We start from the raw sequence: 25,672 nt of genomic DNA, 5'->3' as shown, positions 1-25,672 counted from the left end.
TGGCGCGGGCCGGCGCCGGGGGCCGTGGCGAATTCGGCGAGCTTGTCCAGCGATCCGTCCTTGCCGAGGCGATAGGAGACCAGCTTGTCGATGCCGAGATCGGCGACGACGACGATGTCGGTGCCGGGAACGGCGGTGGTGCTGTGGGCGTGGGGCCGTTCCTGGCGTTCGGCGTTGGGGCCGGTTCCCTTGTGGACGACGCTGCCAAGTGCGTGGGTCAGGCCGCCATCCTCGCGGATGCCGAAGACGGCGACGGACTGGTCGGGGCCGCCTTCGCCCATCGCGTAGTTGGAGACCAGCACGTGGCGGCCGTCGCCGGAGATGGTGTTATGCGCGGCGAGGATGCCGAGGGTCGGCTGCTTGTTGATGTAGCTCAGCGTGCTGGTCGCCCGGTCGAAGCCGAAGGCAGTGACCAGCCCCTCCTTCCATTCGAAGACCTCGGCGGTCGCGTAGACCACCGAGCCGTCGGCATTGACGGAGAGGAAGGTGGGATTGTCGATCGCATCGGTCTCGGCGAGCTTCGTCGCCTCGAGCGTCTCCTCGTCCAGCGCATAGACCGCGAGCCCGTGGCCGCGGGCGCCCTGGAAATAAGGCGTCTCGCGATTGAGGCATCCGATGAAGACAAGGCTCTTGCTGGTCATTGGTCCCTCCCGATCAGTCGTGCCTGTGTAGATGATCCTTATTCCGGCGGCCACAGGAACCCGCGGTTTCCGCCGCGGCTATCGATCGCCGCCGGGACGCGGATCGGTCGTCGTCCGAATCACCTTGTCAGTATGCCTCACATGTGAATATCCTGTTCATAAGAAAATAGGGAGGCAGCGACCGTGACCGACTTCGCCCCGACGGTGGGGGTTTCCACGACGCGTCCGACGGACATGCCGGTGGATCACGCCGAGATCCCGGTATGGAATGCGGAAAACTGGTTCTACGAGGACTGGCCGGTCGGCCAGAAGATCCGGTCGCTCAGGCGGACCATGTCGGAAGGCGACAGCCACCTGTTCAACACGCTGGTCGTCGACATCCATCCTTATGTGCAGGACCAGATGTTCGCCGAGCGCGAGGGGATATTCGGCAAGCGGCTGGTCGCCGGGGCCTTCGTCTTCTCGGCCGGGCTCGGGCTGGTGGCGACGAATTGCGTCAATGCCTTTTCGTACGGCTACGACAAGCTGCGCTTCATCAAGCCGGTCTTCATCGGCGACACGATCTATTCGATCCGGACCAACCTCGACAAACGGCCCCGCTACAAGGAGATGGGCCTGATCCGGGCGAGCTACGAGGTGTTCAAGGGCGAGGGCGAGCTGGTGCTCTATTGCGAGCATCTCCAGACGGTGAAATACAAGAATCCGGCCGACTTCGCCGGCAAGACCGAGAAGTAGCCGCCATGACCGGGCAAACCGGACTGCCGCTCGAAGGACTGGTCGTCGTCGACATGAGCCAGTTCCTGTCAGGCCCCTATTGCTCGCTGCGGCTTTCCGACCTCGGCGCGCGGGTGATCAAGATCGAACGGCCCGACGGCGGCGACCTGTCGCGGCGGCTCTACCTCAGCGACACCGAGATCGGCGGCGATTCGACCATCTTCCACGCCATCAACCGCGGCAAGGAAAGCCTCGCGATCGACCTCAAGAACGCTGAGGACATGGCGGCGCTGAAGAAGCTGATCGCCAGCGCCGACGTGCTGATGCAGAACTTCCGGCCCGGCGTCGCCGCGCGGCTCGGGGTCGATTACGAGGGGGCCCGCAAGATCAATCCGCGGCTCGTCTATGCATCGATCAGCGGCTATGGCGACGAGGGACCCTGGGTCAAGCGGCCGGGGCAGGACCTTCTTGCCCAGGCGCGCTCCGGCGTGATGTGGCTGAACGGCGACGAGGGGCAGGGGCCGGTGCCGTTCGGGCTGGCGATCGGCGACATGCTGGCGGGCGCGGCGCTGGCGCAAGGAATCCTCGCGGCGCTGGTGCGGCGCGGCATCACCGGCCAGGGCAGCCATGTCGAGACCAGCCTGCTCGAGGCGCTGGTCGACTACCAGTTCGAGGTGCTGACCACCTTCCTCAATGACGGCCGCCGCCTGCCGAAACGGTCAGCGGTCCGCAGCGCCCATGCCTATCTCGCCGCGCCCTACGGCGTCTATCCGGCGAGCGACGGGTACCTGGCGATCGCCATGACGCCGATCCCCAAGCTCGCCGGGCTGCTGGACCTCGAGGAGGCGCTCGCCGCCTATAGCGGCGATCCGGCGACCTGGTTCACCGCCCGCGACGAGATCAAGACGATCATTGCCGACAAGATCGCGACGCGCTCCGTCGACGAATGGCTGGCGGTGCTCGATCCGGCCGATATCTGGTGCGCGAAGGTGCTCGACTGGAACGATCTCCTGGCCAGCGAGGGCTTCGCCGCCCTCGACATGCTGCAGACGGTCGAGCGCGAGGACGATGTGTCGATCCTCACCACCCGTTCGCCGCTGAGGATCGATGGCCACCGTTCCAGGGTCACCCGCGCGGCGCCGCTGATCGGCGAACAGAGCGCGGCGATTCGGGCGGAGTTCGGGCTTTGAGCGCGGTCAGCCTCAAGGGAATGACCTGGAGCCATCCACGCGGCTATGATCCGATGGTGGCATGTTCGGCGCTGTGGAAGGACAAGACCGGCGTCGAGATCGCCTGGGACAAGCGCTCGCTCCAGGATTTCGAATCCTACCCGGTCGAGGAACTGGCCGCCCGGTACGATTTCGTCGTCATCGACCACCCCCATGTCGGCCAGATCACCGACGAGAACTGCCTGCTGCCGCTCGACGACCCGGGCCGGGCCGAGGACATCGCGGCGCTGGCGACGGGTTCGGTCGGCGGCTCCTTCGAGAGCTATCGCTGGAACGGCCATCTCTGGGCCTTTCCGATCGACGCGGCGGCGCAGGTGCAGGCCTGGCGTCCCGACCTGCTCGCCGCGCCGGCGCGGAGCTGGGACGGGATGATGACTCTCGCGAAGGAAGGCAGGGTGCAATGCCCGCTGCTGCCGCCGCATTCGCTGATGGCGTTCTTCACGCTCGCCGGCAATCTCGGCAGCCCTTGCGCCAGCGGCGGGCCGGGCGACCTGATTTCCGTGGAGGCCGGCCGGCGGGTGCTCGGAGTGATGCATGCGCTGTTCGACGCGATCGATCCCGACTGCCTGACGATGGACCCGATCGACGTCTTCGAACGGATGTCGAAGGCCTCCTCGACCATCGCCTGCGTGCCGCTGATCTACGGCTATGTCGGCTACGCGATGGACGGGTTTCGCGAAAGGGTGCTCTCCTTCGCCGATATCCCGGTCGCCGGCGCCGACGGGCCGGTCGGCTCGGCGATCGGCGGCACCGGCATCGCGGTGTCGGCGCGCAGCGCGCATCCGCGCGAAGCGATCGACTTCGCCTACTGGATCGCAAGCGGTGCCGTCCAGCAGGGTCCCTATGCGGCGGCGGGCGGCCAGCCCGGACATGCCGCGGCCTGGGAGGCCGACGCCGTCAACGCGGCTACGGGCTCCTTCTACCGGAATACCCGCGCCTCGCTCGAAGGGGGGTGGGTGCGACCGCGCCACGACGGCTATGTGGCGTTCCAGCAGCATGCGTCGGAGAGGATCAATCTGGCGCTGCGGGACGGCGGTGACGACGATGCCGTCATCGCCGACCTGAACAGTGCGTTCCGCGAGAGCTTCCGGTGACGCCCACCGAGGCTCGATCGCCAAAACGGAGGAAGATGAAATGTCGATGATGAGAATGACGATCGCCGGGGCCGTCGCCGCGGCATTCGCCATGTCGGCGTTGCCGGCAATGGCGGCCGACGAGGACCTCACCGGCGCCCTGCCGGACGAACTCAAGGCGCTCTACGTCAATGCCGCGCAGGGGCTGATGCCATCGGCCTATGACGACTTCAAGATGCCGGCCAAGCCGTGGAAGTGGTGCCACTCCGAATCCTATCAGGGCAACCCGTGGCGCGTCTCGGTGACCGAGGAGCTCCACCGGCTGGTCGACGGCCTGATCGAGAAGGGTGACGTCACCTCGTTCGAGATTTCCGACTCCAACGGCGACGTCAGCCAGCAGATCAACCAGATCCGCACCTTCATCGAATCCGGCTGCTCGATCATCACGTCCATCCCCGGCTCCTCGACCGGCGTCAACGACGCCATCAAGGCGGCCTATGATGCCGGCATCCCGTTCATCACGGCCTCCGCCTATGTCACCAGCCCCTATGCCATCAACGTCGATTCAAACTTCTGGCGCTGGGGCAACGACATGATGGGCTACATCGCCGAGGGGCTGGACGGCAAAGGCAGCGTGCTGATGGTCGAGGGCATTGCCGGCGCGCCGATCGTCGCCATGGAGCGCGAGGGCGCCGACGCGATCCTCGCCGATCACCCGGACCTGAAGGCAGCGCGCTCGGTGAACGGCAACTGGACCGCCAACGTCACCAAGACGGTGGTGCTCCAGACGCTGGCCACCAACCCGGCGCCGATCGACGCGGTGTGGACCACCGGCTCCGAGTCGCGCGTCGTCGCCGAGGCATTTGCCGAGGCCGGCCGGCCGGCGCCGCTGATCACCGGCTCGATCACCGGCGACGCGCTGGGCTACTGGAAGGCCAATCCCGACAAGTACCGCTTCGAGGGCAACGCCGTGCTGCCCGGCTGGACCGCCCAGACCCTGTTCCGCGTCGGCCTGCGCATGCTCGAGGGCCAGAAGCCGAAGCTCAACGTGCTGCTGATCCCGATCCCGCGCGTCGACGGCAAGGATCTGGAAGCCTGGTACGGCGACTGCATGACGCCGGACTCGGTCTCGGTCTTCCCGGTGCCGCCGACCGATCCGATGCCGGTCGAGATGATGAATGCCTATTTCACCAATCCGGCATCCATCGGCTTTGACTATGCGTCGGTCCCCGGCGCCTGTGACGCCGAATAGGCGCGAATCCTGACAAGATGGTCCGTCCGGGGCGCGCGCTCCGGACGGGCTTTTTGACCGATGGGCACGATGCTGGAAATCCGCAACCTCTCCAAACGCTACGGCGAGACCGTCGCGCTCGACGACGCGTCGATTTCCTTCTCGTCCGGGACGGTCCATACGATCATGGGCGAGAACGGTTCCGGCAAGAGCACCCTGGTCAAGCTGCTTTCCGGAGTGGTGTCGCCCGACCGCGGCGATATCCTGGTGAGCGGCGCCCCGTTTTCCGGCAGCGACCCGATCGCCTTCCAGGCGGCGGGCTTCGCCACCGTCTTCCAGGAAGTGCTGATCGCCCCCGACCGCAACGTCATCGACAATATCCTGCTCGGCTACGACGCTCCCTTCCGCCGCAAGCTGCCGCGGTCCGAGCGCAGGGCCACCGTCAGTCAGGTCCTGTCACGCTGCGCGCGGACCGTGATCGACCTCGACGTCGATGCCGGCGTGCTGCCGCTCGCCACCCAACAGCTGGTCGTGCTCGCCCGGGCGCTCACCCGCAAGCCGCGCATCCTGATCCTCGACGAGGTGACTGCGGCGCTCGACTTCAACGATCGCGAGATCGTCTTCACGCTGATCGAGACCCTTGCCAGGGAGGGCTGCCTGGTCCTGTTCATCTCGCATCGCATGGACGAGGTGATGCGGCTGTCCGACCGGATCACCATCCTGAGGAGCGGCAAGGTGGTCGAGACGCTCGATCGCGATGCCGCCACGCCGGAGCTGCTGCTTGCCCTGATGGCACCCGAAATCGTCGAGGAGCGCGAGCATGGCTGAATCGCAGAGCGAACTCCGCGTCGCCGATCTCGCGCTTGCTTCCGGCAAGGCCGCCTTCAACGCCGCGATCAGGTCCGGCGAGATCGTCGGCCTGTCGGGGCTCGACGGCCACGGCCAGGAGCGCTTCCTGGAAATCCTCGCCGGCCTGGCGCAGCCGGCCAGCGGCCGGATCGCGATCGCCGGTACGGGCGCGGATACCGGGATCGAAAGCTTCCGCCAGGCGGTTCGCCAGGGAATTGCCTATCTTCCCCGCGACCGGCGGGCGACCGGCATCTTCCCGCCGCTCTCGATCCTCGACAATTTCTCGATCGCGACGATGGGGCGCGACGTTCGCGGCGGCCTGATCAGCAATCGCAACCGACGGGAGCGCTACGCCAGGTTCCACAAACAGCTCGCCATCGTCGCACCGAACGGCAATGCGCCGATCACCTCGCTGTCGGGCGGCAACCAGCAGAAGGTGCTGCTCGCCCGCTGGCTGGCACATGATCCGCGCTTCCTCCTCCTCAACGACCCGACCCGCGGCGTCGACATCGCCACCCGCCACACGCTCTATGGGGTGTTCCACGAACTCGCCCGCGACGGCATGGCGCTGGTCGTGCTGTCGAGCGAGATCGAGGAGATCGTCGCGCTTTGCCACCGGGTGCTGGTCTTCCGCGAGGACGAGCTCTTCGCAACGCTTTCCGGCGACGACCTGACCAGCGACCGGGTGATCGCAGCCATGTTCGGCAGGAGCCAATGACCGCCGCTACCGACACCTTACCGGCGTCCCGCCAGGGCGGCCTGGTGCGCGCCATATGGCGGCGGACCGGCTTCGCCCCGGCGCTGCTGATCGTCCTGCTGATCCTCAATATCTGGCTCAACCCGGTCCGCTTCGAACCCGCCAACTGGGGCATCCTGATCGGCCTCGCGGCGCCGCTGATCGGCGCGGCGCTGGCCTCGACCCCGGCCATCCTCGGCGGCCGCGGCGGCATCGATGTTTCGGTCGGTCCGATCATGGGCTTCGTCAACGCCATCGTGGTCAAGATCCTGATCACCGATCTCGGTCTCACCTCGCCCTTCGTCGTCATCACGGCGGCGCTCGCCATCGGCCTCGCCATCGGCGCGGTGAACGGCTTCCTCGCCGCCTATGTCCGCATCCAGCCGATCGTCGCGACGCTCGGCACCTACCTGATCCTGATCGGCGTGACGCTGACCATCCTGCCCGCGCCGATGGGGACGGTGCCGGACTGGCTGAAGACGCTGAACGGGCCGCTGTCGATCCTGCCGATCGCGGTGATCTTCGCGATCTGGTGGCTGCTTCGCCGCTTCCCCTATTACGACCAGCTGATGGCGACCGGCTCCGACGACCGCGCCGCCTATACCGCCGGCGTGCCGGTGCCCTTCGTCCGCTTCCTGTCCTACGTGATCACCGGGCTCTTCGCCGGCATTGCCGGCCTGATGATGACCGCGCTGATCGGCTCCGCCGATGCCAATATCGCACCGTCCTATACGCTGATCGCGATCTCGGCGGTGGCGCTCGGCGGGGTCAGCCTCGCCGGCGGGCGCGGCGGCCTGGTCGGTGCCGCCATCGGCGCCATCGACATCTTCCTGATCCAGAGCGTGCTGACGCTGTTCAACGTGTCCACCTTCGTGCTGCAGATCGCCTATGGCACGATCCTGGTCATCGCCATCTCGCTGACCGCGATACAGGACCGCATCGAAGCGCGGGCGAGGCAGCGATGAGACCGAACTTCAACTCCACCGGAGCCCGGGTCGCCGGCGCCATCGCCATCGCGGTGGCGCTCCATATCGCCGGCACGCTGCTGATCCCCGGCTATTCCTCGCCCTTCGCGATCCGCGCCATGCTGGTGCTGGCCTGCCTGCTGGCGGTCGCCTGCGTCGGCCAGACGCTGACGATCATCATCGGCGGCATCGACCTGTCGATCCCCTTCGTCATCGGCTTTGCCAACGTCGTCGCCGCCCAGCTCTATGGCGACGGGATGAACTTCGTGCTGGTCTGCGCGATCGTCGGCGTGCTGGCGCTCGGCATCGGCGCGCTCAACGGGCTGATCTCCGCCGGGCTCAATCTCCATCCACTGATCGTCACGCTCGGCATCGGCACGATCATCCAGGGGGCCGTGCTGGTCTGGACCAAGGGCTTCCCGTCCGGCTCCGCGCCGGAGGCGGTGACCAAGTTCGTCTCGATCGGGGGTTCGGTGGGGCCGATCCCGGTGCCATGGCTGATCCCCGCCTTCATCGTGATATCGGCGCTGATCATCCTGATGCTCAACCGTACGCCCTACGGGCGGCGGCTCTTCGCGCTCGGCGCCAACCCGAGGGCGGCCAAGCTGGCGCTGGTCAATCCGCTGCGGATGTGGATGATCACCTACGCGCTGAGCGCGCTGTTCGCCGCGATCGCCGGCGTCCTCCTCCTCGGCTTCACCGGTTCGGCCTATGGCGACGTCGGCCAGCCCTACCTTTTCCAGACCATCGCCGCGGTGGTGATCGGCGGCACGGCGCTGGTCGGCGGGCGCGGCTCATACCTCGGGACGGTGGCCGGCGCGGTGGTGCTGACCGAGATCAACACGCTGCTGATCGGGCTTGGCCTGCAACCGTCACTGGTCCAGGCGGCGCTCGGCCTGGTCATCATCCTCCTGGTCTCGCTCTACGGGCGCGAGCGGCATGTCAGCGCGTCGATCTGAGCGGGCAGCCGATTCAGGCTTCGCCGACGTCGGAGCCGGCAAGCTGCGAAAGCCGCGCGGCGGTCTCCTGGATCATTCCCAGCGTCGCGGATATGTCCGGCGCGGACGGCATGTTGACGATCTGGATATAGGGAACGGTGAGGGCGGCAAGCCCCTTGCCGTCGGGGCCGAGCACCGGCGCCGAGAGATTGAAGACGCCGGGTATCTGGACGCTCGGCATCATCTCGTAGCCGCGGGTCCGGATCTCGTCGAGGCGGGCGCTGAATTTCGGATCGATCTTCGGTTCCTCGCCGCCGCCGACATATTCCGCGACCATCATCAGCCGCTCCTCGGGCGAGCGGAAGGCGAGAAGGACATGGCCGGAGCCGGTATCGAACAGGCTGACATGGGAGCCGACCCGGATCGAGATACCCCAGTAGCTCGGCGCCTCCTGCTGGGCGATGACCACCACCGACCCGCGATCGAAGACGACGAGCTGGTTGGCCTGATGCGAGGCCTGGGCAAGCTCGCGCATCATCGGCGTCGCATAGGACACCATGCGACGGACCGGGACGTGGAGGTGGGCGAGCCCGAACAGCTTCAGGGTCAGGGCGAAGCGATCGCCGTCGTTGCGCGCCACGTAGCCGCGGCGGACGAGGGTGTCGATCATCCGGTAGAGCTCGTTGTGGCTGCGACCAAGCCGCTTGGCGATTTCAGCCTGGGTCAGGCCGCCGTCGACGCCGGCCAGCAGTTCGAGGATGTCGAGTCCCTTGTCGAGCGCCGGCGCCCGGTATCGTTCCTTCTCGGCTGTCTCGGACAAAGCGCTGTCTCGATTGAAATTCGAAATTCATATACGAATATTTGGCAGTCAAAGTAAAGAAATTTCGGGATTTGCGGCAATCAGCCGTTGTTGGTGAAAACAGGCCGTTATCAATGAGCGGGCGGCGTCATGGCGGAGCGGCGCGGAAAGGGTGAGGATGGAACAGGCGATCTATTTCGAGGACTACGTGCTCGGCGAGTCGCGGATAACGACGGGCCGGACGATCACCGAGACCGATTTCGTGATCCATGCCGGCCATAGCGGCGACTTCTTCCCGCACCATATGGACGCGGAATTCGCCAGGACGACGCCGTTCGGCCAGCGGATCGCCCACGGGACGATGGTGCTTGCGATCGGCGTCGGCCTGACGGCGACGGTGATCAACAAGGTGGCCTTTTCCTATGGCTATGACCGGATGCGCTTCATCCGTCCGGTTTTCATTGGCGATACCATCCGCACCCGTGTCACAATCAGCGCCAAGGAGGATGATCCGAAGCGGCCGGATTCCGGCCGGGTCATCGAGCGCTGCGAAGTGCTCAACCAGCGCGACGAGGTGGTGCTCGCGACGGATCACATCCTGATGGTGGAGCGCCGGGAAAAGCCGGCCTGACGAAGGCCTGGCGGCGGCAATGGGGGCATCATGGACGGATTTCTGGCCGGAAAGATCGTGATCTCGGCGGGGTTCGGCGTCTGGTCCATCCTCAACGTCTACAATCATTTCGCCGATTTCAACGGCGCCCTGCAGGGCGTGGCGGGCTTCATGAAGATGTCGTCCCTCGACGAGCCGCCACCGATCCCGTCGCCGCTCAAGCGACGGGCGATCGAGGATCCCTTCCTCCACCGGCTCGCGCTGATCGTGATCACCGTCGTCCACGGAGTGAATGCCGTCCTGTTTTCCGTGGCGACGATCCTGCTGCTTAGCGGCGCGGCCGGGGCGGGCTCGCAATGGGCGCTATGGGGATTCGCGCTCTCCGCCGCGCTGTGGTTCGTGTTCCTGATCGCCGGCGACTGGTTCGCCTACTGGATACGACTCGACGCCCTTCAGCGGACGCATCTCGCGCTGCTGGCGACCGCCATGCTTGGCCTGGTCCTGATGTCGGCGTGAGGCGGACCCCGCGACCTGTCGCGAGGCGTCAGAATAGGGCATAAAGGCTTACGTATACGCGGGAGGTCCCGGCGCCTTGCCGGTGCCGCGCGAGACGGGAAGGAAGGACTGAAGCGACATGGCCACCAACGACCTGACGTTTCTTCGCGAGCTGGAGAAGAAGGTGCGCTGGCTGTCGACGTGGACGGTGCATAACGCGAATCACCTTCGCGAGAATGCCGACGGGCTGAAGGTCGGCGGCCACCAGGCCTCCTCGGCATCGCTCTCGACGATCATGACGGCGCTTTATTTCTCGGTGCTCCGCCCCGAGGACCGGGTCGCGGTCAAGCCCCATGCCGGCCCCAACTTCCACGCCATCCAGTATCTCCTCGGCCAGCAGACGCGCGAGAAGCTCGAGACCTTCCGCGGCTACCACGGCGCGCAGAGCTACCCCTCGCGGACCAAGGATGTCGACGACGTCGATTTCTCGACCGGCTCGGTCGGCCTCGGCGTCGCCCAGACGCTGTTCGCCAGCCTGGTCCAGGATTATGTCCGCGCCCATGGCTGGGGCGAAGACCGGCCGGAAGGGCGGATGGTGGCGCTGGTCGGCGATGCCGAGCTCGACGAGGGCAATGTCTTCGAGGCGCTGCTCGAAGGCTGGAAGCACGGCCTCCGCAATACCTGGTGGGTGGTCGACTACAACCGCCAGGGTCTCGACGCGGTGCTCCGCGAGGGCCTCTACGAGCGCTTCACCGACATCTTCCGGACGATGGGCTGGGACGTCGTCATCGTCAAATACGGCTCGCTCCAGCAGCAGGCCTTCACCGAGCCCGGCGGCGACAGGCTGCGCGACTGGATCGATGCCTGCCCCAACCAGGAATATTCCGCCCTCGTCTTCCAGGGCGGGGCCGCCTGGCGGAAGCGGCTCCTCGACGACCTCGGCGACCAGGGCGATGTCAGCGCCCTGATCGAGCGGCGCAGCGACGGGGAGCTGGCGGCGCTGATGAACAACCTCGGCGGCCATGACCTGCCGGCGCTGCTCGACGCCTTCAACGGAATCGACCACGACCGGCCGGTCTGCTTCCTCTGCTACACGGTGAAGGGCTTCGGCCTGCCGATGGCCGGCCACAAGGACAACCACGCCGGGCTGATGACGGTGGCGCAGGTCGACTCGCTGAAAGAGTCGCTCGGCATCCGGCCCGGCCACGAGTGGGACAGGTTCGAGGGGCTCGCCAAGGGCGAGGCCGAGATGGAAGGCTTCCTTGCCAATGTGCCCTTCGCGGCAAGGGGAAGCCGCCGGTTCGAGGCGTCCCGGTTCGAGCTGCCCGACGCCATCGCGGCGCCTGAACAGGGAGTGCTTTCCACCCAGGCGGGCTTCGGCCTGATCCTCAACGAGATCGGCCGTTCCGATTCGCCGCTGGCGAAGCGGATCGTCACCGCCTCGCCGGACGTCACCGTCTCGACCAACCTCGGCCCCTGGCTGAACCGCCGCGGCCTCTTCGCCAGGTCGGTGATGGCCGACGTGTTCAAGCAGGAGCGGATTCCCTCGACCTTCGCCTGGGAAGCGTCGCCGGATGGCCAGCATATCGAGCTCGGCATCGCCGAGATGAACCTCTTCCTGCTGCTTTCCGCGCTCGGCCTGTCGCATTCGCTCTTCGGCGAACGGCTCCTGCCGATCGGCACGCTCTACGATCCCTTCATTGCCCGCGGCCTCGATGCGCTGAACTATGCCTGCTACCAGGATGCCCGATTCATCGTCGCGGCGACGCCGTCCGGCATTACGCTCGCGCCCGAGGGCGGCGCCCACCAGTCGGTCGGCACGCCGCTGATCGGGATGGCGCAGGACGGGCTTGCCGCCTTCGAGCCGGCTTTCGTCGACGAGCTTTCGATCATCGTCGACTGGGCCTTCGACTATCTCCAGCGCGACGGCGAGGCGGCGCATGACGAGCGCACCTGGCTCCGCGACGAGACCGGCGGCTCGGTCTATCTCCGGCTTTCGACGCGGCCGATCGACCAGACCGGCCGGGTGGTCGACGACGAGATCCGCCAGGGCATCGTCGACGGCGCCTACTGGATGCGAAAGCCCGGGCCGAATTGCGAGGTGGTGGTCGCCTACCAGGGCGCGATCGCGCCGGAGGCGATCGAGGCGATCGGCCTGATGGCCGAGGACCGCCGCGACGTCGGCCTGCTCGCGGTGACCTCGGCCGACCGGCTGAATGCCGGCTGGACCGCGGCGAACCGTGCCCGCGAACGCGGCCTCGTCCACGCCCGCTGCCACGCGGAACGGCTGCTCGAGGACGTGCCGCGGCATTGCGGGATCGTCACCGTGATCGACGGCCACCCGGCGACGCTCGGCTGGCTCGGCTCGGTGCTCGGCCATCGCGTCCGGCCGCTCGGCGTCGAGCATTTCGGCCAGACCGGTACGCTGCAGGACCTCTATCGGCACTATGGTATCGACGCCAATGCCATCGTCGCGGCGGCCGAGTCGGTCTCGCCCGGCCGGCCGATCCGGCATATCGAGGCCTTGCCGGCAATGTAGGACAACCGGCGGGGCCGGCGCGACCGGCTTCGCCCGAGCCGACGGGCCAACCGGCCGATGAAGAACAGCTTCTTCTGTATCGATGCCCATACCGCCGGCAACCCGGTGCGGGTCGTCGCGGGTGGCGCGCCGCCGCTTCGCGGCGCGACGATGAACGCGCGGCGGGAGCATTTCATCGCCGACTATGACTGGATCCGCACCGGGCTGATGTTCGAGCCGCGCGGCCACGACGTGATGTCGGGCTCGATCCTCTATCCGCCGCTCCGCGACGATGTCGACGCGTCGTTGATCTTCATCGAGACCTCGGGCTGCCTGCCGATGTGCGGCCACGGGCTGATCGGGACGGCGACGGTGGTGATCGAGGAAGGGCTGGTCCGCCCTGCGACCGAGGGTGTCGTCCGCTTCGAGGTGCCGGCCGGAATCGTCGAGGCGGCCTACACGCGCGACGACACCGGTCACGTGGTCGAGGTGCGGATCCGGAACGTTCCGGGCTTCCTGCTCGACGCCGGGCTTACGGTCGACGTGCCGGAGCTCGGCGCGCTCCGCTTCGACGTCGCCTATGGCGGCAATTTCTACGCGATCTTCGAGCCGCAGGAGGGCTATGCCGATCTTTCGGCGCTGAGTGCTGGCGACATCCAGCGGCTGTCGCCGATCGTCCGCGAGCGGATCAACGCGGCCTATGCGTTCCAGCATCCCGAATACGAGACGATCCGGGGCCTCCGCCACGTGATGTGGACCGGCGCCGCCAAGAACCCCCAGGCGGACGGCCGGAACGCCGTTTTCTACGGCGAGAAGGCGATCGACCGGTCGCCCTGCGGCACCGGGACCTCGGCGCGGATGGCGCAGCTTGCCGCGCGGGGCGACCTCAAGGTCGGCGACGCCTTCGTCCATGAGAGCATCATCGGCAGCCTGTTCCACGGCCGGGTCGAGGCGGCGACGAAGGTCGGCGATCTCGATGCGATCGTTCCCTCGGTGGCGGGGCAGGCGTGGATCACCGGCTATAACACGATCTTCCTCGACGACCGCGACCCCTTCGTGAAGGGCTTCTCGGTGCTTTGATCCTTCTCTCGGGAGGGCCGGCGCCGACCCGCCGCCGCCGCAACGGCGCCGCACGGCCTGAATGGCGCGGATCGTCCTAAACGCGCAGGCGCTGACCGCGGCCATAGGCCAGCAGCATGATCACAATCACCACGCCGTAGATGATCTGGCGACCCGCCTCGGGCATCTGCATCACCGACAGCACGCTCTGGAGGAGCACGATGAGGATGGTGCCGACCACGGTTCCGGCGTAGCGCCCGGCGCCGCCAAGGATGTTGGTGCCGCCGATGACGACCGCGGCGATCGACGGCAGCAGGTAGGGATCGCCCATCGCCTGGAAGGCCTTGGAGGAATAGCCGGCGAGCAGGATGCCGGCAAAGGCGGCCAGCGTGCTGCAGAGGGCGAAGCTCGCGACGACGACGAGGCGGGTATTGACGCCGGAAAGGTAGACGGCCGCCTCGCGGTTGCCGATCGCGTAGATGTAGCGGCCGAGCGGCATGCGCCGGAGCATGAAGGCGACGGCGAGGCTGATCAGCGCCCAGACGATAACCGGATTGGGGATCCCGATGATCTCGCCCTTGGCGAGCCACAGCATCGCATCGGTGGGCACCGAGGAGGGCGAGAAGCCGCCGGTCAGCATAACCATGAAACCGCGAAGCATGACGTTGACGCCGAGGGTGAAGATCATCGACGGGACGCGGAGATAGGCGACGCCGATGCCATTGAAGAGCCCGATCGCGAGGCCGACGCCAAGGCCGATCGGGATGGCGAACGGCCCGCCGACCGCGGCGGCCAGCATCGCCGAGGCGGTCATGGTCCATGGCACCGACAGGTCGATATGGCCGAGCAGCACGACGATCATCATGCCGGCCGCGACGATGCCGAGGAACGACGCGACCTTGAGCTGAAGGATCAGGTAGGTCGGCGAGAGCAGCGCGGCATTGCCCTCGAAGATCAGGGTATAGACGGTGCCGACGACCAGGATCGCGATGATGAAAAGACCGGCGAAGAGCAGTGGCCGGTCGATCGAATTCCTGAGGTTGGACATTTTCGGCACGGGCATGACGGGCCTCACCGGAACATGTTGAGGCGGTTCTTGACGCTGAAGGCGCGGGCGGCGCCGAGCGTGACCGCTATGACCAGGATCAGCCCCTCGAACATCGGCTGGAGGAGCGGGTTGGCGAGGAAGCCGACCGCCGAATCCGTGTCGACGACGCGGAAGCAGAAGGTGATCGACCGCAGCACCATGACGCCGAAGATCGTGCCGATGGCGCCGCCGGAGCCGCCGAAGAGCGAGGTTCCGCCGATCACCACCGCGGCGATCGAGTTGAGCGTATAGGTGCCGGCCTGGATCGGGTCGGCATTGCCGCTGCCGGTCTGGATGGCGAAATAGAGACCGGCAAGGCCGGCGAACATGCCGCTGAGGGTATAGGCGGCGAGCTTCGAGCGGTTGATGCGGACGCCCGACATATAGGCCGCCGCCTCGTTGGAGCCGATCGCGTAGCCGCCGCGACCGAGCTCGGAATTGCGGTAGGGGATCCACACCAGAAGGATGACCAGGAGCAGGATAACGATCGGCATCGGAATGCCGGAGACCAGATTGAACCAGCCCGGATCGCTGTCCCACCAGCCGTAGGTGGCGGGGAGCTCCGAAAGGGCGTTTGTCGCGACCCAGGAAAGATCGCCATCGACCTCGCCGCCCGGCGTCGGCCGGACGAGCAGGGCGAGGCCGGTGAAGATCGCGCCGGTGGCCAGGGTGACGACGATCGGCTGCAGCCGGCCATAGACGATGATCACGCCGTTCATCAGCCCGCCGGCGAGGCCGATGGCGAGGCAGATGACGATGCCGAGCACGATCTCCGGTCCGGTGCCGATGACCACCTCCGAGGCGACGGCGTTGACCAGCGTCATCAGCGATCCGACCGAAAGGTCGATGCCGCCGAGGATGACCACAAGGGTCTGGGCGATCGACACGAAGATCAGCGCCAGCGCCTCGTTGGAGTTCTGGACGAGAAGGTCGGTGGTGAAGCCGCGCGGATGCAGGCTCGAATAGAAGATGTAGAGGACGAGGAACAGGACAACGGCGATCAGGGCGCCGGTATTGTGGGAGATCCAAAGCCTGAAATTGCTCATTGTGGCCGCACCGGTTCCGCAGCAGCCTCGCTTTCGACGGGCAGGTTGAAGGAGCTCGCCACGATGTTGGTCTCGGTGATCGCGTCGCCCTCCAGGGTCTGGACGATCCGCCCCCCGTAGAGGATCAGCACCCGGTCGCAACAGCCGATCAGCTCGTCATAATCGGTCGAGTAGAGGATGATCGAGGTTCCGGCGTCGGCAAGCTCGCGGAGCAGCCGGTAGATCTCTTCCTTGGTGCCGACGTCGATGCCGCGCGTCGGGTCGTTGAGGAGCAGGATGCGTGGACCGGTCAGCAGCCACTTGGCGATGACCACCTTCTGCTGGTTGCCGCCCGAGAGCGTCGCGACCGCGTCGTCCGGATTGCCGATCTTGATCCGGAGCTTCTCGATCATCCCGTCCACCGCGTTCTTCTCGGCGGTGCCGTCTATGACGAAGCCCCTGGACAGCCACTTGAGGGAGGTGAGGGAAATGTTGTCGGAGATCGACATCGGCAGCATCAGGCCCTCGGTCTTCCGGTCCTCCGGAATGAGGGCCATGGCATGGTCGGGCCGGGTGGCGACGACCGGGCTCCTCGGCACGCCCTTGTGGTCGAAGACGCGGACGGTGCCGGAGACGTTGCGCAGCACGCCGAACAGGGCGAGCAGGACTTCGCGCTGGCCCTGCCCGTCGAGGCCCCCGAGGCCGACGATCTCGCCCTTGCCGAGGGTGAAGGAGATGTCCGACAGGCGGTCGGTCCAGCCGAGACGGCTGACTTCCAGCTCGACCGGGGGCGGCTCGGTCCGCACCGGCTTCGGCGGGTAGACGTTGCTGACGTCGCGCCCGATCATCATCTGGACGATCTGATCGTCGGACTGGGTGCCCTTCGCGAAGGTGCTGATATGGCGGCCGTTGCGGAAGACCGAGATGGTGTCGGCGAGCTCCTCGATCTCGTGCATCCGGTGCGAGATGTAGAGGAGGGCGAGGCCGTCGTCGCGGAGACGATGGAGAATCGTGTAGACGCGCTCGACGTCGGCCGCGGTCAGCGCCGAGGTCGCCTCGTCGAGGATGAGAAGCTTGGGGTCGCGGCCGAGGGCCTTGGCGATCTCCACCATCTGGCGGCGCGACAGCGGCAGGTCGCCGACGCGGGCGCGCGGGTTGACGTCCTCGCAGCCGACCCGGGCCAGCAGCTCCTCGGCGCGGCGGCGCTGGGCGCGGCGATCAATCAGGCCGAGGCGCTTGGGCGGCCGGGTGATGCTGATATTATCGGCGACGGAGAGGTCGGGGATGACCGACAGCTCCTGAAAGACGGTCACGATGCCGACGGCGTTGGCGGCCTGGGGATCGGCGACGGTGATCGGGCGACCGTCGAAGGACATCGTGCCGCGGTCCGGCGCGATGGCGCCCGAGATGATCTTGATCAGTGTCGACTTGCCGGCGCCGTTCTCGCCGAGCACCGCGTGGATCGACGAGGCATGCGCGGAAAAATCCACTTCATCCAGCGCCGCGACACCGCCGTATGACTTCCCGATGCCGCGCATCTCCAGAAGCGGCGCGGCAGGCCCCGTGTCCAAGACTTCCATCCCCCCTCGGAAGACGCGCCGCCGGGAGGCCGGCGGCGCGAACCGTTTCGGTAGAGGCGCGACGACTACTGCTCGTCGTCGCCGGTCTGGGCCATCAGCTGCGGCGCGGTGAAGTTCAGGCCGCAGGGCGGGAAGGCGTTCGCCGCGAAGAAGTCGGCGGTGAGGTCCGGGAAGTAGTCGACGCCGGCTTCCATGGTCTCGTAGTTGGTCGTCGGATTCGGGATCTTGACCAGTTGCGGGATCGGCTTGCCCTGGAGGGCGGCGATGGCCTCCTTCATGGCGATGGCGACCTGGGCCGGGGACTGGCCGTAGGAGAAGCCCTTGAGGCCCTGGTCGGCGTATTCCGCCATCTGGATGCGGAAGAGGTTCTCGCCCTCGCCGGAGATCGGGATGAAGGGATGCCCGGCGTCGATCAGAGCCTGGACGGTGCCGTTGGTGCCGCCCTGGGTGAAGATGCCGTCGAAATGGCCGTGGGCCGCAATGGCGTCGGCGGTTGCCTTCTGCGAGTCGCCCGGCGCCCAGTTGCCGACGACCTCGACAATCTCGAAGTCCATGCCGTCACCCTCGACGACGCTGCGGAAGCCGTCGTGACGCTCCTGGTCGGCGGAGAAGCCCGGCACGCCGCGGATCTCAAGCAGCTTGCCGGTCTTGCCGACATGGTCGACCAGCCACTGGCCGCCCTGCACGCCCATGATCACCTGATCCTGGGCGACGCCGGCCATCTTGTCGGTCTCGACCTGGTTGTCGAAGGCGATCAGGAGGGTGCCCTTCTGGTTGGCGAGGCGGATGACGCGATCCCAGCCCTTCGGCGTGTTCGGATCAATCAGCACGGCTTCGAAGCCCTGGTTGATGAAGTCCTCGATGGCGCCGAGCTGGGCGGCCATGTCGGTGCCTACCGAGACGACCTTGAACTCCTTGATGTCCTTGGCAATCTCGGGAAGCGCCGCATAGGCCTTGGCGGTCTGGATCATCTGGATGCGCCAGACGTTGCCGACGAAGCCGTTGACCACCGCGATCCGGTAGGGGCCTTCCCTGGCCGGCCACTGGAAGTAGGTCGTATCGCTCGACCACGGCACGAAGCACTGGGGATCGGCTCCCGGACCGGCGACGGTTTCCGGCCCCGCCGCCATGGCGGCGCCGGACATCAGCCCGACGGTGACGCCGGCGGCGACAAACAGATTCCTGATTGACATTCCATTCCTCCCTTTTGCGAGTCACCCCTCCGGGAGCCCTTCGATGTGGGCTCCTCGTGTTCATTATGGTGTCCACCACTAGCACACAGGCTGCGCCAACCCTAGCATGGACCAACGAGAATCTTGATGGTTTGCCCTCCGAATCTGCCTGCATTTTCGGCAAGGCACCATCATTTCACATCAATTCGCGCCTAGCCGGCAAAGCGACTCTCGGGGACGCCGCCGATGCCGACATCGACGGCGAAAAGCCCGCCGGCCTGCGGCTGGGCGCGGAGCTGCTCGGGCGTCAGGTCCCAGATCGCGGTCGTGACGTAGAGCGTCCGGAGGTCGGCACCGCCGAACATACAGCTGGTCGGCTTCTGGACGGGAAGCTCGACGATGCGGTCGAGCTCGCCGTCCGGCGAATAGCGCGCGAGGCGCCAGCCGTCCCACTGGGCGTTCCAGATATAGCCGTCGGTGTCGATGGTCGATCCGTCCGGGCCGATGCCGGTGCCGCTGAGGTCGATGACCGGCCGGCGGTTGGAGAGGTTGCCGGAGACGGCGTCGAAGTCGAAGCGGTCGATCCGGCCGTCGAGGGTATCGGCGAAATAGAAGCTCCGGTCGTCGAGGCTCCAGACCATGGTGTTGGAGATGCCGACATTGCCGAGGACCCTGGTCACCGTGAGATCCGGGTCGACGCGATAGAGGGCGCCGTCATGCTCGGCGAGGCTGTCGTCCATTGTGCCGGTCCAGAACCGGCCCTGGCGGTCGCATTTTCCCTCGTTGAAGCGGGTGTTCCTGTCGGCCTCGGGACGGGCGATCCAGTCGATCGCGCCGGTGTCGAGATCGTAGAAGGCGATGCCCGATGCAAAGCCGACGATCAGCCCGCCCTTCTCCCGCAGCGCGAAGCAGGCGATGCGTTCCGGCATCTCCCAGCGGTCGAGCCTGCCGGTGGCGGGTTCGAGGCGCTGCAGCAGCCTGCCCTCGATGTCGACCCAGTAGAGCGCCTGCTCGGCCACGTCCCAGACCGGCACCTCGCCGAGCTTGTTCCGGCAATCGACCACGCATTCGACGGTCACGTCGCGCACTCCCCCCATCTTGCGACGGACAGCCAGCACCCACCCCCGCAAGCCCGCGGCGGGTCCTCCTCCCTGTCCGTTCCGTCGCCCGGAGCCGCTGCCCCACACACCGTCCGCCAGCATGGATCGCCAGCGGAATGCTGTGATATGACATGATGCAATCAAGCCGCAGCGCTATCAAGCGCGACATGGCCGAACGCGCCGCAGACTCGTTTTCCAGCAAGAAGCACGGCCATGAAGATCACCGGTATCCGGACCGTCGTCGTCAATGCCGAGATGCGGAACTGGGTCTTCGTCCGCGTCGATACCGACGTGGCGGGGCTCTACGGCTGGGGCGAGGCGACACTCGAATGGAAGACGCGCGGTGTGGTCGGGGCGGTCGAGGACCTGGCGCCGCTGATGATCGGCCGCGACCCGCGCGACATCGAGCAGGCCGTGCGGGTGATGAAGAAGCACTCCTTCTGGCGGCTCGGCGCGATCGGGATGAGCGCGGTGTCGGGGATCGAACTGGCGCTGTGGGACATCCTTGGCAAGTCGCTCGGCGTGCCGGTCTGGCGGCTCATCGGCGGCAAGGTGCGCGACAAGGTCAGGGTCTATACCCATCTCGGGCTCGGCGACATGCGGGCGGTCTATGAGAGCCTCGACGCGGCGCCGCTGGTCGAGCACGCGCGGGCGGTGGTGGAGAAGGGCTATTCGGCCTTCAAGGCGGTGTTCATCCCCTATTCGCATTTCCACGCGCCGGTCGCCGATATCGACAAGGTGGCGCGGATGATGGCGGCGCTCCGCGAGGCGGTCGGCCCGTCGGTCGAGATCATGGTCGATTTCCACGGCCGGCCGGCCTCGGCCGGCGCGGCGCTCGCCTATATCGAGGCGCTGGCGCCAGCGCGGCCGATGTTCGTCGAGGAGGTGCTGCCGCCGGGCGATACCGCCGGCCTCGCGGCGATCGCGGCGCGGACAACGGTGCCGCTTGCCACCGGCGAGCGGCTGATCGAGCGAACGGAATTCGAGGAGCTGTTCCGGGCCCGCGCCATCGACATCGCGCAGCCGGACATCTGCCATTGCGGCGGGTTGCTCGAAGCCAAGAAGATCGCGGCCATGGCCGATTCCGTGTCGGTCGGCGTCGCGCCGCATAACCCGCTCGGGCCGATCGCCGGGGTCGCGGCGCTGCATTTCGCGGTGTCGACGCCCAATCACGTCATCCAGGAGGAAATGGTCGGCGCGGTGCCGTGGTATTTCGACGTGGTCGAGGGACCGATCCGGATGGTCGACGGCTACTGGCAGGTGCCGGAGGCGCCCGGCCTCGGGGTCGAGGTCGACGAGGATGTCGCGGCGCGCCACCCCTTCGCCCAGGAGGTCCTCCACGCGACCAATGCCGTGCTGGAGGACGGGACCATCGTCGACTGGTGAGCGGCCGGCGCCCCGGCGAACCGCGCGGGCGCGCCGTCAAGAGTGATAATTCCCGGGGGAGCCTTGCCATGAAGATCGTATCCGTCGAGCCGTTCATCCTGCATGTCCCGCTCAACCGCAGCTCGATCTCCGATTCCAGCCATACCATCACCCATTGGGGGGTGGTCGGCGTCAGGCTGACCGGCGACGACGGCACGGCCGGCTACGGCTTCACCGGCACCCATGCGCATCTCGCCTCGGACCGGCTGATCACCGCCTGCATCCGCGATTGCTACGCCGAGCTGCTGGTCGGCGAGGACGCGCTCGACATCACCCGGCTGTGGCGGAAGCTCGCCCGCTTCCCGGCCATCCAGTGGGTCGGGCGCGCGGGGATCACCCAGCTCGCGCTCGCCGCCGTCGATATCGCGCTGTGGGACCTCAAGGCCAAGGCGGCCGGGATGCCGCTGTGGAAGCTGCTCGGCGGGGCGACCTCACCGGAGCTCGAGGCCTATAATACCGACATCGGCTGGCTCTCGATCCCGGTCGACCAGCTTGTCGCGGGGAGCCTCAAGGCGGTCGAGGTCGACGGCTACCGGCGGCTGAAGCTCAAGGTCGGCTCGGACAACATCATGACCGACCTCGAGCGGATCGCGAAGGTGCGCGACGCGGTCGGCCCGGCGGTGACGATCGCCGTCGACGGCAACGGCAAGTGGGACCTGCCGACGTGCCTCCGGTTCTGCGAGCGGGCGACGCCGCTCGACCTCTTCTGGTTCGAGGAGCCGCTCTGGTATGACGACATCGCCGGCCACGCGGCGCTGGCGCGGGCGACGTCGATCCCGATCGCGCTCGGCGAGCAGCTCTATCATGCCGACGGCTTCGCGGGCTTCATGGACGCGGGAGCGGTGCATTACGTCCAGCCCGACGTGACGCGGCTCGGCGGGGTCAGCGAATATGTCACCGTCGCCGAGGCGGCCCATGCGCGGCGGCTGCCAGTGGTGCCGCATGTCGGCGACATGGGCCAGATCCACGTCCATCTCGCGGCCTGGCATCCGGCGACGACGATGCTCGAATTCATCCCCTGGATCATGGACTGCTTCGTCGAGCCGATCGTGGTGGAGGGCGGGACCTACGCCCTGCCGCAGATGCCGGGCGCAAGCTCGACGCCGACGGAAGAGGCCTTCGCGCAATTCGCGCGGCCGCTGGCGTGACCGTGTCGTCCCTCGGACGACGCGCGGGCCGCGGCCGGTCTAAACTGCAAATGATCCACCCGGGCCAATAGCGTCGCAGGTCATCCAGCCGTTCTGGATGAACGGTTCCCGACGACACTGCCGATCACACCTGCGGGATGTTCTCCTTGAAGATCGCCTGGATGCGGATCGGCGCGTATGTCGGCACCGGCCGGCCCCGCGCGGCATGGATCAGCCAGTCGACGGCGTCGCGCGCCTCGACCCGCGGATTCTGGTCGATGACGGCGTCGGCGACGCCGGCGATCAGCAGCCTGCGGGTGAATTCGGTGAGCTCGTGGCAGACGAAGGCCACGTCGCGGGCGCGGCCCGCCTCTTCGAGGGCTCGGGCGATGCCGCGGTTGCCGCCGCCTATGTTGTAGATGCCGGCGAGGCCGCCATAGGCGGACAGAAGCGTCTTCGCTTCCGCGTAGGCGCGCTCGCTGTCGTCACGCATCTCGCGAAGCTCGACCACCTTGAGATGCGGATATTCCTCCGCCAGCATGTGGCGGAAGCCCATCTCGCGCTCCTCATGGCCGCGATAGCTGAGGCTGCCGGCAAAGAGCGCCACCTCGCGGCCGCCCGGCGGGATGAACCGTCCGAGCAGGTGACCGGCCAGCCGTCCGGCGGCCCGGTTGTCGATCCCGACATAGCCGATCCGCGCGACATTCGAGATGTCCGAGACCATCGCGAGGACGGGGACGCCATCCGCCGCAACGTCACGGATGGCCTCGCGCACCGTCGGGTGATCGAGCGGTATGACCCCGATGGCCCGGGACGTCTCCTTCAGCGCGGCGAGCCCCGCGGCGAGGGCATCGGGATCGAAGCCCTCGATGTGATGGACGCGGATGCGGGCCTCGTCCCGGCGCTTCTCGGCCAGCGCCATGCATTGATGCGACAGGATCTTGAGGAAGGTATTGGTGCCGCCGGGCAGCAGGAAGTCTATATCGACCACGGCCGCCTCGTCCGGTGCGACGGCCCGCCTTTCGGGCAGGTAGCCGAGGCGCTCCGCGGCGTCGAGAACCCGCTCCCGCGTCCGTGCCCTGACACCGGCGCGGTTGTTCAGCGTCCGGTCGACCGTCGCCGTGCTGACCCCCGCCGCGCGGGCGACCTCCGTGATCGTCGCACGCGTCGGAATCGTGCGCTCATCCATTTCGCTCATCGATGACCTTGCCTGTCCAAACGCATCTCTCCCTTTCGGACCCCTTCCAATGGAGGCGGTCGACTATCTGATCAAGAATACATCAGTTTCAATCATTTTGCTGCTTGGCAGTCGATCAACGGCGTCGCTAGTCTGTGGTCACAGGCGTTATCGCCCATCGACGGGCACTCGTATCCAGCTGAAAACAAGAAGGATTCAGAAATCTCTCATTCGCGGATGGAGCGCGACGGATCACCGGGAGACAGCGGTCGCGTTGACAGAATGAAGGATATTTGATCAAGCTCGGAGAAAATCGGAGAGGTTCCGGAACCTCGGGGGAGGACACTGAAAGACCCACGCGCCGCGCCCTGCGCCGCGCCGCGATCTGAGGTTTTGTCGCCGGACCATCCCGGTCCTGACCGGTGACGCGCCCTTCCCGAAGACTAGCCAAGACCAGCCATCGGCACCGGTGCTTTCGATGCGAAACGCCGGGGTTCGGTGGGCCGAAACCAGAGGGAGGAACGACGAATGGCGGATTCGAAGGGCTTCACCCCCGATCCTCCGATCCGCAGCCGCGATTTCAGGATCGGCTGCATCGGGGCCGGCATGATCATGGCCGAGTGCCATCTCGCCGCCTACAAGGAAGCCGGCTTTCCGGTCGCCGCCATCGCTTCGCGGACCAGGGCCAATGCCGGCAGGGTCGCCGAGCGCTGGGGCATCCCCAAGGTCCACGACACGCCGGAGGCGCTGATCGCCGATCCCGAAATCGAGATCCTCGACATTGCCTATCCGCCGGACCAGCAGCCGGACCTGATCCGGCTGGCGCTGAGGGAGCCGCATATCAAGGGCATCCTGGCGCAGAAGCCGCTCTCGCTGACGCTCGGCGAGGCGATCGCCATCCGCGACGAGGCCAAGGCCGCGGGCAAGGTGCTCTCGGTCAACCAGAATATGCGCTACGACCAGTCGATGCGCGTGCTGAATGAGATCCTCGATCGCGGCGAGATCGGCGATCCGGTCTTCGCCCAGATCGACATGCATGCGATCCCGCACTGGCAGACCTTCCTCGAGGATTATGACCGGCTGACGCTGGCCAATATGAGTGTCCACCACCTCGACGTCCTGCGCTTCCTGTTCGGCGATCCGGACGAGATCTACACGACCTCGCGGACCGACCCGCGCACCGCCTTCAAGCACACCGACGGGATCACGGTCTCGACGCTGCGCTTCCCCTCGGGCGTGCTGGCGCTGTCGCTGGAGGACGTCTGGCACGGGCCGCGCGACGACCGCTATGACGACGACCAGCACATCAACTGGCGGGTCGACGGCACCGAGGGCGTCGCCAAGGGCACGATCGGCTGGCCGACCGGCGTCGCCTCGACGCTGACCTATGCCTCGACCAAGACGACCGGCGGAAAGTGGGTCACGCCGACATGGGACAGCATGTGGTTTCCGCAGGCCTTCATCGGCGTGATGGAGCAGTTGCAGCATGCGGTGAAGAGCGGCGATGAACCGGCGCTGACCGTCGCCGACAACGTCAAGACGGTGGCGCTGATCGAGGCCGGCTATCGCTCCATGGCCGAGAACCGCCCGGTCAGACTATCCGAGATCGAGACCTGAAAACGTATTTCCTGGGAGGAACAGAACGATGATGCAGGTTGGCATTTTCACGGGATATTTCCCGTATGGACTGGAAGAAACGGCCAAGAAGATCAAAGGGTTGGGCTTCAATACCGTGCAGCTCGACCTGCACTTCAAGGATGTCGACCTGTCGGCCGGGCAGATCACCTTGGAGAAGGCCAGGAAGGTGCGCGAGACCTTCCGCGACCACGACCTGCCGATCTGCTGCCTCTCCGGCTATACCAACATCATCCACCCCGACAAGGCGGAGCGCGAGAAGCGGGTCGGCTACCTCAAGGAGATCATCCGCAACGCCCGCAATTTCGGCTCGCGCTACGTGATCTCGGAGACCGGCACCTACAACACCGAGTCGGACTGGGTGGCGCACCCCAAGAACAAGACCGAGGAAGGCTTCGAGGAATGCCGCAAGGTGATCGCCGACCTCGCCCAGACCGCCTATGACCACGGCGCGATGTTCCTGCTCGAAACCTACGTCAACAACGTC

The 25,672-nt window shown here is 66.6% G+C and carries 24 protein-coding genes; 16 read left to right on the top strand and 8 right to left on the bottom strand.

The genetic code is table 11. The annotated features are described in order from the left end of the window. Positions 1-641, bottom strand: a 641-nt coding sequence (locus tag KDJ86_RS05010; RefSeq protein WP_291743624.1) for a lactonase family protein, incomplete at its 3' end; no start/stop codon positions are given. Positions 642-824: 183 nt separating this feature from the next. Between KDJ86_RS05010 and KDJ86_RS05005 the strand changes: the two genes are divergently transcribed. Genes KDJ86_RS05005 through KDJ86_RS04970 form a run of 8 tightly spaced genes read left to right on the top strand, consistent with a single transcriptional unit; the run spans position 825 to position 8,397 of the window. Continuing rightward, the gene (locus KDJ86_RS05005) at positions 825-1,376 is read left to right on the top strand and encodes a MaoC family dehydratase (protein ID WP_291743622.1); all 552 of its coding nucleotides are present in this window, start codon (positions 825-827) and stop codon (positions 1,374-1,376) included. 5 nt (positions 1,377-1,381) lie between these two features. Then, positions 1,382-2,545: a CaiB/BaiF CoA transferase family protein gene (locus KDJ86_RS05000; protein WP_291743620.1), complete on the top strand. Its 1,164-nt coding sequence runs from the start codon at positions 1,382-1,384 to the stop codon at positions 2,543-2,545. Then, positions 2,542-3,678, top strand: a complete 1,137-nt coding sequence (locus KDJ86_RS04995; protein ID WP_291743619.1) for an extracellular solute-binding protein — start codon at positions 2,542-2,544, stop codon at positions 3,676-3,678. The genes KDJ86_RS05000 and KDJ86_RS04995 overlap by 4 nt, the downstream gene beginning before the upstream one ends. Before the next feature lie 40 nt (positions 3,679-3,718). Beyond that, positions 3,719-4,909 (top strand): ABC transporter substrate-binding protein, encoded by a 1,191-nt coding sequence (locus KDJ86_RS04990; protein WP_291743617.1) that lies wholly within the window; start codon positions 3,719-3,721, stop codon positions 4,907-4,909. A 60-nt stretch (positions 4,910-4,969) separates the two neighbouring features. Further along, on the top strand, positions 4,970-5,716 hold the full coding sequence (locus tag KDJ86_RS04985) for an ATP-binding cassette domain-containing protein (RefSeq protein ID WP_291743616.1): 747 nt from the start codon (positions 4,970-4,972) through the stop codon (positions 5,714-5,716). After that, positions 5,709-6,455: an ATP-binding cassette domain-containing protein gene (locus KDJ86_RS04980; protein WP_291743614.1), complete on the top strand. Its 747-nt coding sequence runs from the start codon at positions 5,709-5,711 to the stop codon at positions 6,453-6,455. Before KDJ86_RS04985 ends, KDJ86_RS04980 begins: the two co-directional genes overlap by 8 nt. After that, positions 6,452-7,438: an ABC transporter permease gene (locus KDJ86_RS04975; protein WP_291743612.1), complete on the top strand. Its 987-nt coding sequence runs from the start codon at positions 6,452-6,454 to the stop codon at positions 7,436-7,438. The genes KDJ86_RS04980 and KDJ86_RS04975 overlap by 4 nt, the downstream gene beginning before the upstream one ends. After that, positions 7,435-8,397 carry an ABC transporter permease gene (locus KDJ86_RS04970; RefSeq protein WP_291743611.1) on the top strand — a complete coding sequence of 321 codons (963 nt, stop codon included), beginning with the start codon at positions 7,435-7,437 and terminating at the stop codon, positions 8,395-8,397. Before KDJ86_RS04975 ends, KDJ86_RS04970 begins: the two co-directional genes overlap by 4 nt. A gap of 13 nt (positions 8,398-8,410) precedes the next feature. On the opposite strand, the gene KDJ86_RS04965 is transcribed toward KDJ86_RS04970, so the two are convergent. Beyond that, positions 8,411-9,196 (bottom strand): IclR family transcriptional regulator, encoded by a 786-nt coding sequence (locus KDJ86_RS04965; protein ID WP_291743609.1) that lies wholly within the window; start codon positions 9,194-9,196, stop codon positions 8,411-8,413. 157 nt (positions 9,197-9,353) lie between these two features. Here KDJ86_RS04965 and KDJ86_RS04960 point away from each other — a divergent pair, with 157 nt between their 5' ends. The 4 genes from KDJ86_RS04960 (at position 9,354) to KDJ86_RS04945 (ending at position 13,878) form a co-directional block, all read left to right on the top strand. After that, positions 9,354-9,806 carry a MaoC/PaaZ C-terminal domain-containing protein gene (locus KDJ86_RS04960; protein ID WP_291743608.1) on the top strand — a complete coding sequence of 151 codons (453 nt, stop codon included), beginning with the start codon at positions 9,354-9,356 and terminating at the stop codon, positions 9,804-9,806. Positions 9,807-9,836: 30 nt separating this feature from the next. Next, positions 9,837-10,301, top strand: a complete 465-nt coding sequence (locus tag KDJ86_RS04955; protein ID WP_291743606.1) for a DUF2165 family protein — start codon at positions 9,837-9,839, stop codon at positions 10,299-10,301. A gap of 118 nt (positions 10,302-10,419) precedes the next feature. Further along, the gene (locus KDJ86_RS04950) at positions 10,420-12,819 is read left to right on the top strand and encodes a thiamine pyrophosphate-binding protein (protein ID WP_291743605.1); all 2,400 of its coding nucleotides are present in this window, start codon (positions 10,420-10,422) and stop codon (positions 12,817-12,819) included. Positions 12,820-12,876: 57 nt separating this feature from the next. After that, on the top strand, positions 12,877-13,878 hold the full coding sequence (locus KDJ86_RS04945) for a 4-hydroxyproline epimerase (protein WP_291743604.1): 1,002 nt from the start codon (positions 12,877-12,879) through the stop codon (positions 13,876-13,878). A 76-nt stretch (positions 13,879-13,954) separates the two neighbouring features. Here KDJ86_RS04945 and KDJ86_RS04940 read toward each other — a convergent pair whose 3' ends face one another. From KDJ86_RS04940 to KDJ86_RS04920, 5 genes are all read right to left on the bottom strand, one after another. Beyond that, positions 13,955-14,920 carry an ABC transporter permease gene (locus KDJ86_RS04940; protein ID WP_291743603.1) on the bottom strand — a complete coding sequence of 322 codons (966 nt, stop codon included), beginning with the start codon at positions 14,918-14,920 and terminating at the stop codon, positions 13,955-13,957. Between the two features lie 8 nt (positions 14,921-14,928). Further along, positions 14,929-15,990, bottom strand: coding sequence for an ABC transporter permease (locus KDJ86_RS04935; RefSeq protein ID WP_291743602.1), 1,062 nt, complete (start codon positions 15,988-15,990; stop codon positions 14,929-14,931). Next, entirely contained in the window at positions 15,987-17,549 is a 1,563-nt protein-coding gene (locus KDJ86_RS04930; protein WP_291743601.1) for a sugar ABC transporter ATP-binding protein, read from the bottom strand. Before KDJ86_RS04930 ends, KDJ86_RS04935 begins: the two co-directional genes overlap by 4 nt. Positions 17,550-17,614: 65 nt before the next feature. Beyond that, positions 17,615-18,742: a sugar ABC transporter substrate-binding protein gene (locus KDJ86_RS04925; protein WP_291743600.1), complete on the bottom strand. Its 1,128-nt coding sequence runs from the start codon at positions 18,740-18,742 to the stop codon at positions 17,615-17,617. A 191-nt stretch (positions 18,743-18,933) separates the two neighbouring features. Then, entirely contained in the window at positions 18,934-19,800 is an 867-nt protein-coding gene (locus tag KDJ86_RS04920) for an SMP-30/gluconolactonase/LRE family protein (protein WP_291743599.1), read from the bottom strand. 234 nt (positions 19,801-20,034) lie between these two features. Here KDJ86_RS04920 and dgoD point away from each other — a divergent pair, with 234 nt between their 5' ends. Together dgoD and KDJ86_RS04910 are read left to right on the top strand one after the other, a co-directional pair. Continuing rightward, entirely contained in the window at positions 20,035-21,207 is a 1,173-nt protein-coding gene (dgoD, locus tag KDJ86_RS04915) for a galactonate dehydratase (protein WP_291743597.1), read from the top strand. Between the two features lie 68 nt (positions 21,208-21,275). Continuing rightward, entirely contained in the window at positions 21,276-22,394 is a 1,119-nt protein-coding gene (locus KDJ86_RS04910; protein ID WP_291743595.1) for a mandelate racemase/muconate lactonizing enzyme family protein, read from the top strand. Between the two features lie 124 nt (positions 22,395-22,518). On the opposite strand, the gene KDJ86_RS04905 is transcribed toward KDJ86_RS04910, so the two are convergent. Next, positions 22,519-23,571, bottom strand: a complete 1,053-nt coding sequence (locus KDJ86_RS04905) for a LacI family DNA-binding transcriptional regulator (RefSeq protein WP_291743593.1) — start codon at positions 23,569-23,571, stop codon at positions 22,519-22,521. A 507-nt stretch (positions 23,572-24,078) separates the two neighbouring features. Here KDJ86_RS04905 and KDJ86_RS04900 point away from each other — a divergent pair. After that, on the top strand, positions 24,079-25,167 hold the full coding sequence (locus tag KDJ86_RS04900; protein WP_291743591.1) for a Gfo/Idh/MocA family protein: 1,089 nt from the start codon (positions 24,079-24,081) through the stop codon (positions 25,165-25,167). Positions 25,168-25,195: 28 nt separating this feature from the next. Then, positions 25,196-25,672 (top strand): sugar phosphate isomerase/epimerase family protein (locus tag KDJ86_RS04895; protein ID WP_291743590.1); only part of this gene is annotated, 477 nt, incomplete at its 3' end.

Origin of the sequence: Bauldia sp. (genome assembly GCF_020442045.1) — a bacterium.
GTDB lineage: Bacteria > Pseudomonadota > Alphaproteobacteria > Rhizobiales > Kaistiaceae > Bauldia.
This window is presented reverse-complemented; position numbering and strand designations above follow the sequence as displayed.